Annotated in this window: 16 protein-coding genes and 2 tRNA genes; 7 read left to right on the top strand and 11 right to left on the bottom strand. The window is 55.1% G+C overall.

Annotated features, from left to right (window positions below):
- Nucleotides 1–24 precede the first annotated feature (24 nt).
- From G6L28_RS07525 to G6L28_RS07495, 7 genes are all read right to left on the bottom strand, one after another.
- Nucleotides 25–858, bottom strand: a complete 834-nt coding sequence (locus G6L28_RS07525) for a phosphatidate cytidylyltransferase (RefSeq protein WP_174063169.1) — start codon at nt 856–858, stop codon at nt 25–27.
- Entirely contained in the window at nt 858–1,601 is a 744-nt protein-coding gene (locus G6L28_RS07520; RefSeq protein ID WP_174063168.1) for an isoprenyl transferase, read from the bottom strand. The genes G6L28_RS07525 and G6L28_RS07520 overlap by 1 nt, the downstream gene beginning before the upstream one ends.
- A gap of 64 nt (nt 1,602–1,665) precedes the next feature.
- The gene (frr, locus tag G6L28_RS07515; RefSeq protein WP_174063167.1) at nt 1,666–2,223 is read right to left on the bottom strand and encodes a ribosome recycling factor; all 558 of its coding nucleotides are present in this window, start codon (nt 2,221–2,223) and stop codon (nt 1,666–1,668) included.
- Nucleotides 2,224–2,288: 65 nt separating this feature from the next.
- Nucleotides 2,289–3,011, bottom strand: coding sequence for a UMP kinase (gene pyrH / locus G6L28_RS07510; RefSeq protein ID WP_174063166.1), 723 nt, complete (start codon nt 3,009–3,011; stop codon nt 2,289–2,291).
- Nucleotides 3,012–3,202: 191 nt separating this feature from the next.
- Nucleotides 3,203–4,129 carry a translation elongation factor Ts gene (tsf, locus tag G6L28_RS07505; RefSeq protein WP_174063165.1) on the bottom strand — a complete coding sequence of 309 codons (927 nt, stop codon included), beginning with the start codon at nt 4,127–4,129 and terminating at the stop codon, nt 3,203–3,205.
- A 273-nt stretch (nt 4,130–4,402) separates the two neighbouring features.
- Nucleotides 4,403–5,170 carry a 30S ribosomal protein S2 gene (gene rpsB, locus G6L28_RS07500; protein ID WP_174063164.1) on the bottom strand — a complete coding sequence of 256 codons (768 nt, stop codon included), beginning with the start codon at nt 5,168–5,170 and terminating at the stop codon, nt 4,403–4,405.
- Nucleotides 5,171–5,360: 190 nt separating this feature from the next.
- Nucleotides 5,361–6,206, bottom strand: coding sequence for a cell envelope integrity EipB family protein (locus G6L28_RS07495; RefSeq protein WP_174063163.1), 846 nt, complete (start codon nt 6,204–6,206; stop codon nt 5,361–5,363).
- Between the two features lie 118 nt (nt 6,207–6,324).
- Between G6L28_RS07495 and G6L28_RS07490 the strand changes: the two genes are divergently transcribed.
- The 5 genes from G6L28_RS07490 to G6L28_RS07470 all read left to right on the top strand — a co-directional run bounded on the left by G6L28_RS07490 (nt 6,325) and on the right by G6L28_RS07470 (nt 9,893).
- Entirely contained in the window at nt 6,325–6,795 is a 471-nt protein-coding gene (locus G6L28_RS07490) for a RidA family protein (protein WP_174063162.1), read from the top strand.
- Nucleotides 6,792–7,529 (top strand): glycerophosphodiester phosphodiesterase, encoded by a 738-nt coding sequence (locus G6L28_RS07485; RefSeq protein WP_174063161.1) that lies wholly within the window; start codon nt 6,792–6,794, stop codon nt 7,527–7,529. The genes G6L28_RS07490 and G6L28_RS07485 overlap by 4 nt, the downstream gene beginning before the upstream one ends.
- 126 nt (nt 7,530–7,655) lie before the next feature.
- Nucleotides 7,656–8,846 (top strand): GNAT family N-acetyltransferase, encoded by a 1,191-nt coding sequence (locus G6L28_RS07480; protein ID WP_174063160.1) that lies wholly within the window; start codon nt 7,656–7,658, stop codon nt 8,844–8,846.
- A gap of 104 nt (nt 8,847–8,950) precedes the next feature.
- Nucleotides 8,951–9,373, top strand: coding sequence for an HIT family protein (locus G6L28_RS07475; protein WP_174063159.1), 423 nt, complete (start codon nt 8,951–8,953; stop codon nt 9,371–9,373).
- A gap of 127 nt (nt 9,374–9,500) precedes the next feature.
- Nucleotides 9,501–9,893, top strand: a complete 393-nt coding sequence (locus G6L28_RS07470; protein WP_174063158.1) for a hypothetical protein — start codon at nt 9,501–9,503, stop codon at nt 9,891–9,893.
- 90 nt (nt 9,894–9,983) lie between these two features.
- On the opposite strand, the gene G6L28_RS07465 is transcribed toward G6L28_RS07470, so the two are convergent.
- The 3 genes from G6L28_RS07465 to G6L28_RS07455 all read right to left on the bottom strand — a co-directional run bounded on the left by G6L28_RS07465 (nt 9,984) and on the right by G6L28_RS07455 (nt 10,860).
- Entirely contained in the window at nt 9,984–10,289 is a 306-nt protein-coding gene (locus G6L28_RS07465) for a hypothetical protein (protein ID WP_174063157.1), read from the bottom strand.
- Nucleotides 10,290–10,444: 155 nt separating this feature from the next.
- Nucleotides 10,445–10,521 (bottom strand) — tRNA-Arg (locus tag G6L28_RS07460).
- 33 nt (nt 10,522–10,554) lie between these two features.
- Entirely contained in the window at nt 10,555–10,860 is a 306-nt protein-coding gene (locus G6L28_RS07455) for an ETC complex I subunit (protein ID WP_174063156.1), read from the bottom strand.
- A gap of 326 nt (nt 10,861–11,186) precedes the next feature.
- Here G6L28_RS07455 and G6L28_RS07450 point away from each other — a divergent pair, with 326 nt between their 5' ends.
- Entirely contained in the window at nt 11,187–11,333 is a 147-nt protein-coding gene (locus tag G6L28_RS07450; RefSeq protein ID WP_174063155.1) for a hypothetical protein, read from the top strand.
- Nucleotides 11,334–11,427: 94 nt separating this feature from the next.
- On the opposite strand, the gene G6L28_RS07445 is transcribed toward G6L28_RS07450, so the two are convergent.
- Nucleotides 11,428–11,504, bottom strand: a tRNA-Pro gene (locus G6L28_RS07445).
- 259 nt (nt 11,505–11,763) lie between these two features.
- Between G6L28_RS07445 and G6L28_RS07440 the strand changes: the two genes are divergently transcribed.
- Entirely contained in the window at nt 11,764–13,065 is a 1,302-nt protein-coding gene (locus tag G6L28_RS07440; protein ID WP_174063154.1) for an efflux RND transporter periplasmic adaptor subunit, read from the top strand.
- The last annotated feature ends 7 nt before the right edge of the window (nt 13,066–13,072 follow it).

The raw sequence follows: 13,072 nt of genomic DNA, 5'->3' as shown, positions 1-13,072 counted from the left end.
TCGCTTTACTGCCGGTCAACCAGTTCAAAAACCGATCAGAATTCCGCTGCCCGATCCTGGCACATCGCCCGTTAGCGCGGCGTGAACAACAGCAATGAGGAATACGGTAAAGCAGGCGAAAACAAGACCGTCAACCCGATCCATAAAGCCGCCATGGCCCGGTATCATGTTCGAGGAATCCTTCACCTGAAAACGACGCTTGATGAAGGATTCGAAAAGATCGCCGATCTGGCTGAAAACCGAAAGCGCGAACGCCATAACCACGACGATGAGAGCCAGGCGACCGTGATAAGCAAGGGCGACCGCCCCGCCCGCGATGACGCCCGAAACGGTGCCACCAATGGCGCCGGACCACGTCTTGCCGGGCGATATGGCAGGCGCAAGCTTCGGCCCGCCTATTGCACGGCCGACAAAGTAAGCCAGAATATCCGTCGCCCAGACGATGGCGAAGACGAAGAGCATAGCCACGAGACCAACTGCGTCGTCACCGCGAATGGCGGCCAGCGAGATTCCTGTAAGTCCAGAGTAAACGATGCCACCCACCAGCCACCAGTTCTTGCCACGCAGAATCGGAAACAGGGCTGCGGTGATCGCAAAGCCGGAAAGCAGCGGCAAATCCAGCGAACTTTCGCCGAAAATCGTGTTGCCACTCATCACTGCGACAGCAAACCACCCCCAGGCATAGCCCGTGGGATTGGTGTCTGACAATTTCGTGATGGTGCTCCATTCGGTATAGATCAAAAGAGCAAGAATGCCCGCAACAGTGCGAAACATCAGCCCGCCGTACCATGTTGCGGTCAGAATAATCAGGGCAAGCACAAGGGCGGAGATAATCCGCAGCTTCAATTCGCGGTTCATCAAACGCCCGCCAGAGCGACTTGACCGGAAAGGCCGCCGAACCGGCGATCTCGTGTCATGAATTGATCGATTGCCGAGAAGAAAATCTTCCGGTCGAAATCCGGCCAGTAGTCGGGAATGAAAAGAAATTCGGAATAAGCCGCCTGCCAGAGCAGAAAGTTCGAGAGCCTCTCCTCGCCGCTGGTGCGGATGATGAGGTCCGGATCGGGAATTCCGGCCGTATCCAGCCGCGCGTTGATCGCGTCCGGCGTAATTGCGGAAGAATCGATCTTGCCGCTTGCAACGTCCAGAGCCAGCGATCGGGCCGCGCGCGCAATCTCGTCACGCGAACCGTAGTTAAAGGCGATGATAAGCGTCAGCGCGGAGTTATCGCGCGTCGTCTCTTCAGCCTCCGTCAACAGGTTCCTGATATCGTCAGCCAGCCCCTGACGGTCGCCGATCACACGAATACGCACATTTTCCTTGTGCAACTCGGCCAGATCGCGGCGGATGAATGTCTTGAGGAGGCCGAGAAGATCGACCACCTCAGCTTCCGGGCGGCGCCAGTTTTCCGAAGAGAAAGCGAAAAGCGTCAGATATTTCAGCCCACACTCACCGGCAGCCTTCACCGTTTCGCGCACGGCTTCGACGCCACGGCGATGGCCCATGATACGCGGCAATCCGCGCTGCTTTGCCCAGCGTCCATTCCCATCCATGATGATGGCAACATGCTCAGGCAGTGGGGAACGTCCAGTTTCCGACATCTCAATCCAGTTTAGGCAGCGCGGAGTTGAAGAAAGCAAAGTTACAGGGATTGGCCGCAGCCAACTATACCTGCATGATTTCCTTTTCCTTCTCCGCAAGCAAGCGATCAATTTCAGAAATCGTGTCGTCCGTCATTTTCTGGATTTTGTCGGAGTTGCCACGGCTTTCATCCTGACCGATGTCACCATCCTTTTCGGCCTTTTTTAGACCATCCATTCCGTCACGACGAACATGGCGAATGGCGACCTTGGCCTTCTCAGCATATTCATGCGCAACCTTCACCAGCGACTTACGGCGCTCTTCGTTCAGTTCCGGCAAAGGAATACGAAGGTTCTGACCATCAACGATCGGATTGAGGCCGAGGTTGGACTCGCGGATAGCGCGGTCGACAGCGCCGACCATCGACTTGTCCCAGATGTTGACGCCAAGCATGCGTGGCTCGGGAACGGTGATGTTGGCGACCTGCGAAAGAGGCACGCGCGAACCATAGGCATCAACCGTGACTGGATCGAGAATGTTGGCGGATGCACGCCCGGTCCGCAGCGAAGCGATATCGCTCTTGAAAGCGTTGATCGCGCCATCCATGCGGCGCTTTATGTCATTGAGGTCAACACCACTCATCTTCATACTCCATAATTTCGGCCTTGGCGGCCCGTTTTTATCGGCGCGGAATCAGCAGCCGGTGATTATTTGTCGTGCACGATGGTCTTGCGACCGCCACCCGTCAATATCTGCGCGAAACCACCCTTTTCGTGGATCGAGAACACGATGATCGGGATGTGGTTCTCCCTTGCCAGAGCAACGGCAGCCACGTCCATTACAGCCAGCCCCTTGCCCAGAACTTCCGAATGGGTCAATTCGTCAAAACGGGTGGCGGTCGGATCCTTCTTCGGGTCGGCCGAGTAAATGCCATCAACCTGCGTGCCCTTGAAGATCGCTTCAGCACCCATCTCGGCTGCACGAAGGGCGGCGGCGGAATCAGTGGTGAAGAATGGATTGCCCGTGCCACCTGCGAAGATCACGACGCGGCCCTGTGACAGGTGGTGAATGGCGGCACGCTGTGAAAAGCTCTCACAGATCTCCGGCATGGCGATGGCGGAAAGAACCACCGTATCGATATCCTGCTTGCGCAAAGAGGTTGCGAGAGCCAGCGCGTTGATGACGGTTGCCAGCATGCCCATGTGGTCGCCAGTCACGCGGTCACCGCCCTTGGAGGCAACAGCAACGCCTCGGAAAATATTGCCGCCGCCCACGACGACACCGACTTCGACGCCCATGGCACGGGCCTCGGCGATATCGGAGGCGATACGGTCAGCTACGGCAACATCGATGCCGAACCCCTGATTGCCCATGAGGGCTTCGCCGGACGCCTTGAGAAGAACACGGTTATAAAGCGGCTTGGAAGACATCATGACTCCTTAAAGCATGTCGCGCTGCGATGTGTGCGGTTTGAGATGACGACATGCGAAATACGAAAATCCAAAGCGGATAGGAAGCTGAAATGCACCATTCGCTTTAGATATAACCAAAACGCGGATACACGAAGGGCACCGCGTTGTCACGCGATGCCCCGAAGTTTTCCCATATTGGGTAAAGAACATCAGCCCTTTGCGACGGCTGCGACTTCTGCAGCGAAATCGCTCTCTTCTTTTTCGATGCCTTCGCCGAGAAGCAGGCGAGCCATGCCGACGACTTCGATCTTCGCACCGGCTTCCTTTTCGGCTTCCTTGACGGCAGCTTCAACAGTCAGGTCCGGATTGATAACGAAGGCCTGCGAAAGAAGAGCAACTTCTTCGAAGAACTTGCGCATACGGCCATCGACCATCTTTTCGATGATGGCTTCAGGCTTGCCGGATTCACGGGCCTGCTCGATAAATACGTTGCGCTCGCGTTCTGCAACAGCGGCGTCGACTTCTTCGGCGCGGATGGCCAGCGGGTTGGTTGCAGCGATGTGCATGGCAATCTGACGGCCGATGGACGTCAGGACAGCCTTGTCGCCAACCGACTTGAGCGCAACCAGAACGCCAAGCTTGCCAATGCCGTCACCAGCAGCGTTGTGAACATAGGTCGCAACAACGCCGTGCTCGACTTCAAGCAAAGCGGAGCGACGCAGCGTCATGTTTTCGCCGATGGTTGCGATTGCGTCCTTGATGGTGTCGGCAACGGTCTTGCCCGTCGCAGGATAGGTTGCGGCCGCAACGGCATCCACCGTACCATCTGTCGTCAGCGCAACGGAGGCAACACCACGAACGATATCCTGGAAGGCATCGTTACGGGCAACGAAGTCGGTTTCGGAGTTGATTTCAACGACAACAGCCTTGTGACCGGCAGATGCAATACCGACGAGACCTTCGGCAGCCGTACGGCCAGACTTCTTGTCAGCCTTGGCGATACCCTTGGCGCGCAGCCAGTCGATTGCAGCTTCCATGTCGCCGCCGGTTTCGGCCAGCGCCTTTTTGCAATCCATCATACCTGCGCCAGACTTTTCGCGCAGTTCCTTAACCATTGCGGCTGTGATTTCGCTCATTGTGTGCCTCTTGTCGGTTCGGTCGGTCACGGCAGTTTGCCAGGCCGAAATCGGATTTTGGGAACGAATGTACCCGGAACTGTGACAGCCTGATGAAGAGACCGCCACGAAACTTGTCAGCCCCCTGCTGCTCCCCAACTCATCGTCGTTGACGCGATTACGGGAAGCTGCGGTGGCTTTAAACGAACAAGGCCGTCGAACATGTAGTCCAGAACGGCCTTGTCTTAATCCTGATTGAAAGGCGGCGTCACGACGCCACCAGACGGCCCACTATCAGGCGTTGGCTTCGTCTTCGAGAGCTGGCTCGACAGGAGCTTCGTCAGAAGCGCCGATGTCGCGACCGGAAGCGCCCTGCTGACGTGCGATACCGTCGATTGCAGCGCGTGCAATCAGGTCGCAGTAGAGCGAGATGGCGCGCGAAGCGTCGTCGTTGCCCGGGATCGGGAAGTCGATGTGGTCCGGATCGCAGTTGCTGTCGATGATAGCAACAACCGGGATGCCAAGACGCTTGGCTTCTTCGATTGCGATCTTTTCCTTGTTGGTGTCGATGATGAACATCAGGTCCGGAACGCCGCCCATATCGCGGATACCGCCGAGAGCCTTTTCAAGCTTCTCGCGCTCGCGCTCGAGGTTCAGACGCTCCTTCTTGGAGTAGCCCGAAGCTTCGGAGTTCAGGATTTCGTCGACCTTGCGAAGACGCTGGATCGAGTTGGAAATCGTCTTCCAGTTCGTCATCATGCCGCCGAGCCAACGCGAGTTGACGTAGTACTGAGCGGAGCGCTTTGCGCTGTCTGCGATGATTTCAGAAGCCTGACGCTTCGTGCCAACGAACAGAACGCGGCCACCACGAGCAACGGTGTCGGAAACGACCTGAAGAGCGCGCGACAGCATCGGAACGGTCTGAGCCAGGTCGATGATGTGGATGTTGTTACGATCGCCGAAGATGTACGGCTTCATCTTCGGGTTCCAGCGGTGAGTCTGGTGGCCGAAGTGAACACCAGCCTCGAGAAGCTGACGCATAGAGAAATCGGGCAATGCCATGCCTAGTTATCCTTTTCCGGTTGAACCCCCGCGAAGCGAACAGCGCCGTTTGAGCGGCACCACCGGGCGGAATGGACCGGATTTCTCCCGGAACACCCCAAGCTTCGCGTGTGGAATGGTGAGCCGCATACAGCGCCCTCACCCAAATTGCAAGCATCCAACATTAAAAAAGGCCGGACGCCCATCGATTTCAGCGCATGGGCGCTGTTTCACAGCTTTCTGGCTGAAGAACATCGAGCTTGGCAAGTTTGCCGGTCAGAACGAAGTCGCCATAATCCATTGTCAGGTCGCGCGTGATTCCATTTTCGTATAGCTTAAAGGACATACGATAGATTGGCAGCGCATCCGTACCGGACTTGTCATTATAGTAAGCGATGGTGACCGGCCAGAATGGCGCTTTGGCGAAATCGCCTGCCATGCCAGCATCCGGGTCCGATACACCTTCCTTCGGCGTCTGCTGCTTGCCGACCAGCGTCGAGGTTATCATGCTCTCATCGCCATCGTCAGAACCGTCGAATACGCGCGACTCGAAGATGCGCTTACCGAGCTTGGCGTTTTCGATGACCTGATACATGTGTTCGGTCGGAAATTCGCCAGCATCCAGATCGACCTTGCGGGAATCTGGCTTGGTGAGATCGACCGTCATCGTGCCATCGACATCAGCAGCCGATCCAGTCACTTCCTTGTCGAGCTTGTCGTCGGTGAAAGACTTCGTTTCAAAGGTAAACTTCTTCGAGCCAGGGTCCTCGAACGTCGTAGTCTGCTGGTCAGTAAGACGCACAGCATCGCCCGTGCTGATCTGCGTGACAAAACGAAAGTCGGTCTTGTAGCCTTTGCAGGAGGAGCCAGTGAACTCATAGACCATTCGCCCCGTCATGCCTTCTATGCCGGATCGGTCGGAAGCATCTTTCAGCTCCAGGTCATAGACGGCGCGATGGGAAATAAGGTTGGGAACACCTACCGGCACGGCACTTGCGATGCAGGGTGTTAAGCCCACGCCAGCGGCAAGAACGAGAGCAAGGTTCCTGACGATCATACAATATCTCCTGTTGGACTCATCGCTCATACTGTACAAGCAACCATCCGGCTTTTGGACATCATGAACTGAATGCCGGATTTTTGAAAGATTTACAACAAAAGCGGAAACGGAAAAAATGTCGGACGCCATCGAAGCTCGCCTCAAGGAACTCGGTTACACCCTTCCCGCCGCCGCAGCGCCTGCTGCAAACTACGTGCCCTTCACCATCAGCGGCAATCTGCTCTACATTTCAGGTCAGTTGCCCATGGAATCCGGCAAGATTGCGGTCACCGGCCATGTCGGTCGTGATGTGGATGTTGCGACGGCGCAGAAGGCTGCCGAACTTTGCGCAGTCAACATTCTGGCGCAGGTCAAGGCAGCGCTGACCGGCGATCTCTCCAAGGTTCGCCGCGTGTTGAAGCTCAACGGCTTCGTTGCCTCCGTCCCGGAATTCACCGAGCAGCACCTCGTCATCAACGGCGCATCGAACCTGATTGCGAATGTTCTGGGCGACGCTGGCAAACATGCGCGCGCCGCCGTCGGCATGGCGTCCCTGCCCTTCAATGCCGCTGTCGAGATCGACGCCATCGTGGAAATCGAAGCATGACATTGAAGCTTTCCTGGCTGACGGCCCAACCCGTCGCCCATCGTGGCTATCACGACATGAACAAGGCCGTATGGGAGAACACGCTTTCCGCGTTCTCCCGCGCAATCGAGGCAGGTTTTGCCATCGAATGCGATGTGCAACTGGCGGCAGACAGCGTTCCAGTCATCTTCCACGATGACGAGATGACGCGTTTGACCGGCATCAAGGGGGATGTGCGGGAACGTACATCTGCAGAACTCGGCCTGTTGTCCATTGGCCAGACGAAGGACCGCGTACCGACACTGAAGCAGCTTTTGACGCTCTGCGCAGGCAAAGTTCCGCTCGTCATCGAGTTAAAGGGACGTGAAGGTGAAGGCGTTGATGACGGTTTTGCCGAAGCCGTTCTGGAAGACCTTGAAGGCTATCAGGGCCAGGTCGCATTGATGAGCTTCGACCACCATCTGCTGAAGGACTTGAAAGCCGCGGGATCGCCGTGGCCCCTTGGCCTGACGGCGGAAGGTGCCAACCCGGAAGACTTCTTCAAGCATGACGAAGCCATGCAGATAGGCCTCGATTTTATCTCCTATTTCTGGGGTCATCTGCCCAACAGCTTCATCGAGGCGCAGCGAAAACTCAACGTTCCGGTAATTACCTGGACGGTGCGGGATGAAAACGCCAAAGAGAAGACCTATACATATGCTGACCAGATGACGTTCGAGGGTTTCGACCCGAAGGCGTCAGCCCCGACAGCATAACCTAAAGCGGGTCGCAGTGAATAGGATTCACCGCGACCCGCTTTAGATCCTTATTTTCTCGCATGTACGTTATCGTTTAATTGAAGACAATTAAACGCGACATGCTTTAGCCATTTGGCAGGCCGCATGAGCGATGAATATTCCATTCGCATTGCACAGTCCTTCAAGGACATTGATCGGGAAAGCTGGAACACACTTTCCGGAACATCAAAATCCACATTAACAAAACCGTACAACCCCTTTATTTCTCATGCTTTCCTGTCTTCCATGGAAGAATCAGGCTCCGCCACGCCCAAGACAGGCTGGCTTGGCCAGCATCTTCTGCTGGAGCGTGGCGACGGTGAGTTGATGGGGGCGGTCCCTGCCTACCTGAAAAATCACAGCCGCGGCGAATACGTTTTCGATCACGGATGGGCAGACGCTTTTGAGCGGGCGGGCGGGCGCTATTATCCCAAGCTTCAATGCTCGGTTCCCTTCACACCCGCAACAGGCCCCAGGTTGCTGACAGCCGGATTGGATACTGCCGCGTTCCAGCAAGTTCTCGCATCTGGCCTCGCCCAGGTTACGGAGAAGCTTGGCGTCTCCTCCGCGCATCTGACATTCGCGCCAGAAGACGAGATCGAAGCGCTGGTGGAAAACAGGTTCCTGCATCGCACCGACCAGCAGTTCCACTTCATCAACGAGGGCTACCGCGACCACTCCGATTTTCTCGACGCCTTGTCATCGCGCAAGCGCAAAACCCTGAAAAAGGAACGCCGCGCAGCACTGGAAAACGGAATAGAGATCGACTTGCTGACCGGCAGCGATCTGACGGAAGATATCTGGGACCAGTTCTTCACCTTCTATATGGACACCGGTAGCCGCAAATGGGGTAAGCCATACCTTACGCGCGAATTCTACTCGCTTATCGGCGAGCGGATGCCGGATGATATCCTGCTGGTCATGGCAAAGCGCGAGGGCAAGTATATTGCGGGCGCCATCAACTTCATCGGCGGCGACGCGCTTTATGGCCGCCATTGGGGCTGCATCGAAGACCATCCCTTCCTGCATTTCGAGGTTTGCTATCATCAGGCCATCGATTTCGCTCTGTCGAAGGGCCTGAAGCGCGTGGAAGCCGGAGCGCAGGGCGAACATAAGCTCGCACGCGGCTACACCCCCATCACGACCCATTCCGCCCACTACATCACCCACCCCGGCCTTCGCCGCGCAATTGCGGATTATCTGGAGCGGGAGCGTAGCGAAGTGGAGGAGATCAACGACTATCTTGAAGATCGCAGCCCTTTCCGCAAAGGTGAGCGGCAGGAAACCGACGACTGACGCGGGCGAACAGCCATAGTCACATATCCAATCCATGCATCAGCCATTAATACTCTCGCGAGTACGCAGGCCAATGCAAGCAAAGCATTTAGGGAGAAGACATCATGACGACCTATGACACCAACAACATCTTCGCAAAAATCCTGCGCGGCGAAATCCCCTCCGTGAAGGTATACGAAGACGATCACACGCTGGCCTTCATGGACGTCATGCCCCAAGCCCCTGGCCACCTGCTCGTCATCCCCAAAACCGGCTCCCGCAACCTTCTGGATGCCGATCCGGAAGTCTTGGCAAAAACAATCCCAGTCGTCCAAAAGCTCGCCATCGCCGCAAAGGAAGCCTTCGAAGCAGATGGCGTCTATATTGCCCAGTTCAACGAACCCGCCGCCGGCCAAACCGTCTTCCACCTCCACTTCCACATCGTCCCCCGCAAGGAAGGCGAACCGCTGAAGCCGCATAGTGGCGCGATGGCGGATACAGAAGTGTTGAAAGAGTATGCGGAGAGGATCAAGGCTGAGCTCAAATAGTTTTGTTGCTTGGTGAAGTTCAAAATGTTTTCACAGCTTAAATGCTGATGAAAACAATTTTAGTAAGTCTGCAATCGACTCTGGATTGTACTTATGCTTGATTGCTTAAGTTAATCGGGGGTAAATCATGAAAAATATCATTACCATCGGCGTAATCGCCGTGGCGGCAGTTTCGTGCGCGTCGAAAGCCGACAAGATCGCGGCGACATACGTATCTCCTACGCTCTACACTCATCTCTCTTGCAGCCAACTCGCGGAAGAAGCAAAGGCGGTATCTAGCAGAGCCATTGCCGCATCTGGAGTTCAAGACAAAAAAGCGGGGCAAGATGCTGCAATCACAACAGTCGGCATCGTTTTGTTCTGGCCTGCTCTCTTTTTCAACAATGGAGACGGAGCGTCTGCCGCCGAAGTCGCTCGTCTGAAAGGAGAGATGCAAGCTATCGAGGATGCGTCACGCAGGAAGAGTTGCGGAATCTCGTTCTCCACGGATCCTAAAAACGCAAAAAATGAAAAGAAGTAGAATTTATGAACTCGACCCGCACGGAATTACAGTGCGGGTTTATATTCTACAGACGGCAGTTCACCCAACTTCCATCGACCGCTGAAATCATCAACTCTCCCGAGCCAAATCAATAGCGTCCCGTCCGATACGCTCCATGAGCGCGCCAGAGACGGCCCGCAGAAAATCACGGCGGCGAGATTCAGTAGCTTTTAGAACGCCCGATTCAACGCGGTCGCGGATTTTGGTCATGAAGCCGACATGGTCAAAGCTATCGGAAGCAATATTGACATCGACTTCGTCCATGTAATGCAAAAGATGGGGTGCCAACTCAAGGTTCTTATCCATCTGGTACATCGCAGCCATACGCTCCGCGAGGATACCCATTTGTACATACGGGCCACATCGGTCGTTCATGCAATCTCCTTCATTTATTCGCGCATCAGAAATAAGGATTGTGCGCAAAAAGACGAGATGCAATCGCGATCAATAAGATAAAAAAGCTGAGAGCAGCAGGCTGTAAGTCTGAGAGACCAGCGTTAAACCAACATTTCGTTCTGGATAAAAGTTAGTGGCGACCCCTGCAGGACTCGAACCTGCGACCTACTGCTTAGAAGGCAGTTGCTCTATCCAGTTGAGCTAAGGGGCCTTGATGACGCCCGCGAAGGCGTCGAAAATCAGATTAGTGAGTCCAAGGCTGCGTGCGCGAATAGCGGAAATTGTCCGTGTAAGAGACGACCTTGCGGGTTGCTTCCTTGGGTAGAATGACGCGGTATTCGATGCCTTTGCGTTGCGCGTAGGCTTCCGCTTGCTCCTGCGTATCGAAGTTGAGCTTCAGCTGCTGCTTCATGTCCGACGAAGACGTATAGCCCATGATCGGGTCGATCTTACGGGGAACCTCAGCATCGAACTCCAGAACCCAGACATTGGTCTTGGCCTGACCAGACTGCATAGCCGTCTTTGCTGGACGATAGATTTTTGCCGACATTTCAACTGCTCCGTCTTCCGATCAAGCGAGACTTCGCTCTTTCTAAGCCACCACCCGTAACCGATTTATTACGCACGGCAGCCAAAATTCACTTGGACCGACTCCACTTCCAAGTCAAGTCGATAAGCCGCCGATAGAGCATTTCAAGCAACTGCGAAGCGGTTTTGTAATGGATAGTACTCCAACAGAATTTAAGCCATTCGCTGAAAAGAGAAAATCCACCAATATGGAAAGATGCCGCGGCCTGCCAAAAGAAAAAGCACCGCGCACTCTTGAACCCATCAAGCGAACCGTATTCTATCTCGAAATATCATAAGAGGCCTAAAATGAACGAAAATGTCATCAAATTCCGTAAGCCAGAACCACCAAAGCGGCAGAAACAACCTCGCCCCGGTTTGCGCAAATTTCTTACAGTTTTGGGGATCGTTGCATTCTTTGTCGGTGCCTGGGCATATTTTCAATATGTAGCATGAGGCGCGGCACCAGCTGCGCCCACAGACACTATTTTAAACCCGAACCAATTTATTAGGGAAATCACGAAAGTCATTGCAAATAGATGACTTTAAATGGTCGGAGTGGAGAGATTCGAACTCCCGACCCTCTGGTCCCAAACCAGATGCGCTACCAGACTGCGCTACACTCCGCCGATGTCGTGAGGCGGGTAATACATAGTTCGTGCGGACCCTGCAACAGGTAAAATCACCTTTCTGTTTGTTTTTTTCGCGAGCCCTCTTTTTTCCACAGATACGCGCCGCAACCTGCGCACGCCAACATTACGAAGTTTTCACTTCCGCATGCAACGAAGCTGTGCGAAGCGGGGTTGAACATTAGCAAGGCCTGCCAACACAATTTTACGGAATAGGCCGGAGGAGCCGGATAGAGCGGCATCAACAGGTACCAGGAATGAACGACGCCGATAAGTCCGTGCAGAAAAATAGCACTCCTTCTCAAAAGCCCGACCTTGGAGAAATTCTTGTTTCGGCAAATTCCGGCAGAAAGAAATCCCGCCGATGGGTCTATACGGCGGCGTTTTTGGTCGTGGCAGCAGCGATCGGCATCTACTATTTCGCTTTTGCAGGCTCTCGGATCGCCTACGTGTATACGACTGAATCTGCAAAGCAGGGCGATCTTTCGGTGATCGTTACCTCCACCGGCTCCGTGCAGCCTACCGATCAGGTGGATATCTCAAGCGAGCTTTCCGGCACAGTTCGCAAGGTCAACGTAACGTATAATTCCACCGTAAAGGCGGGCGACGTTCTTGCCGAACTTGATACCAACAAGCTCGAGGCCGATGTTCAGAGCGCCCGCGCGAAGCTTGCTTCTGCGAAAGCGAACGTCCTGAAAGCAAAGGCGGACCTTGGTTCCGCCCGTACTTCCTTGGAGCGATTGAAGTCGCTCGTCCAGAATCGAGTGTCCAGCCAGCAAGACCTCGATGCCGCGCAATTCGCTTATGATGCAGCGGCGGCAACGCTGGATGTCAATGAAGCGACGGTTCTTTCTTCCGAGGCCGACCTGCGGCTTGCCGAGGTTAATCTCGGCAAGGCCAAGATCGTTTCCCCCATAGATGGCGTGATTCTCACGCGAAGCGTCGATCCGGGCGCAACGGTCGCCTCCTCGCTTAACGCGCCGGTGCTGTTCACCATCGCTGGCGATCTGCGAAAAATGGAGCTTCAGGTCTCCATCGACGAGGCGGATGTCGGCAAGGTCGAGGTGGGACAAACGGCAACCTTCAACGTGGATGCCTATCCTGAACGCAGCTTTCCGGCGGAAATCGAAGGCGTGCGCTTCGCATCCGAAACGGTTTCCAATGTCGTCACCTACAAGGGTATTCTTACCGTCGACAACGCCGAACTGTTGCTGCGACCTGGCATGACCGCCACGTCGAACATCGTGGTGGAGCATGTGAAGGACGCACTTCTCGTTCCCAATGCCGCTTTGCGTTACTCCCCGCCACGCGAAAGTGCGTCTCGCGGCGGTGGCCTTGGGGCCTTGTTCCGCCCTCCCCGCATGAACCGCCCGCGAGGCGGTGGTGGAACAGAACAGGCGACCGATGGTAAACGCACGATCTGGGTTTTGAGAAACAACATCCCCGTCAGCATTCAGATCGAAACCGGATCGACCGATGGACAATTCACCGCCGTCAAATCGAATGATCTGAAGTCTGGCGATCTCGTCATCACCGATGCTCAGCAACGTAGTGGATGAGGCGCGA

This window comes from Agrobacterium larrymoorei, from assembly GCF_013322225.1.
Taxonomy (GTDB): Bacteria; Pseudomonadota; Alphaproteobacteria; order Rhizobiales; family Rhizobiaceae; genus Agrobacterium; species Agrobacterium larrymoorei_A.
The sequence above is the reverse complement of the archived record's forward strand: the minus strand, read 5'-3'. Positions and strand labels throughout refer to the sequence as shown.

Bases quoted from the DNA above. Each gene is read 5' to 3' on its own strand.
- G6L28_RS07525 (WP_174063169.1), bottom strand. From the start codon at position 858: ATGAACCGCGAATTGAAGCTGCGGATTATCTCCGCCCTTGTGCTTGCC.
- G6L28_RS07520 (WP_174063168.1), bottom strand. From the start codon at position 1,601: ATGTCGGAAACTGGACGTTCCCCACTGCCTGAGCATGTTGCCATCATC.
- frr (WP_174063167.1), bottom strand. From the start codon at position 2,223: ATGAGTGGTGTTGACCTCAATGACATAAAGCGCCGCATGGATGGCGCG.
- pyrH (WP_174063166.1), bottom strand. From the start codon at position 3,011: ATGTCTTCCAAGCCGCTTTATAACCGTGTTCTTCTCAAGGCGTCCGGC.
- tsf (WP_174063165.1), bottom strand. From the start codon at position 4,129: ATGAGCGAAATCACAGCCGCAATGGTTAAGGAACTGCGCGAAAAGTCT.
- rpsB (WP_174063164.1), bottom strand. From the start codon at position 5,170: ATGGCATTGCCCGATTTCTCTATGCGTCAGCTTCTCGAGGCTGGTGTT.
- G6L28_RS07495 (WP_174063163.1), bottom strand. From the start codon at position 6,206: ATGATCGTCAGGAACCTTGCTCTCGTTCTTGCCGCTGGCGTGGGCTTA.
- G6L28_RS07490 (WP_174063162.1), top strand. From the start codon at position 6,325: ATGTCGGACGCCATCGAAGCTCGCCTCAAGGAACTCGGTTACACCCTT.
- G6L28_RS07485 (WP_174063161.1), top strand. From the start codon at position 6,792: ATGACATTGAAGCTTTCCTGGCTGACGGCCCAACCCGTCGCCCATCGT.
- G6L28_RS07480 (WP_174063160.1), top strand. From the start codon at position 7,656: ATGAGCGATGAATATTCCATTCGCATTGCACAGTCCTTCAAGGACATT.
- G6L28_RS07475 (WP_174063159.1), top strand. From the start codon at position 8,951: ATGACGACCTATGACACCAACAACATCTTCGCAAAAATCCTGCGCGGC.
- G6L28_RS07470 (WP_174063158.1), top strand. From the start codon at position 9,501: ATGAAAAATATCATTACCATCGGCGTAATCGCCGTGGCGGCAGTTTCG.
- G6L28_RS07465 (WP_174063157.1), bottom strand. From the start codon at position 10,289: ATGAACGACCGATGTGGCCCGTATGTACAAATGGGTATCCTCGCGGAG.
- G6L28_RS07455 (WP_174063156.1), bottom strand. From the start codon at position 10,860: ATGTCGGCAAAAATCTATCGTCCAGCAAAGACGGCTATGCAGTCTGGT.
- G6L28_RS07450 (WP_174063155.1), top strand. From the start codon at position 11,187: ATGAACGAAAATGTCATCAAATTCCGTAAGCCAGAACCACCAAAGCGG.
- G6L28_RS07440 (WP_174063154.1), top strand. From the start codon at position 11,764: ATGAACGACGCCGATAAGTCCGTGCAGAAAAATAGCACTCCTTCTCAA.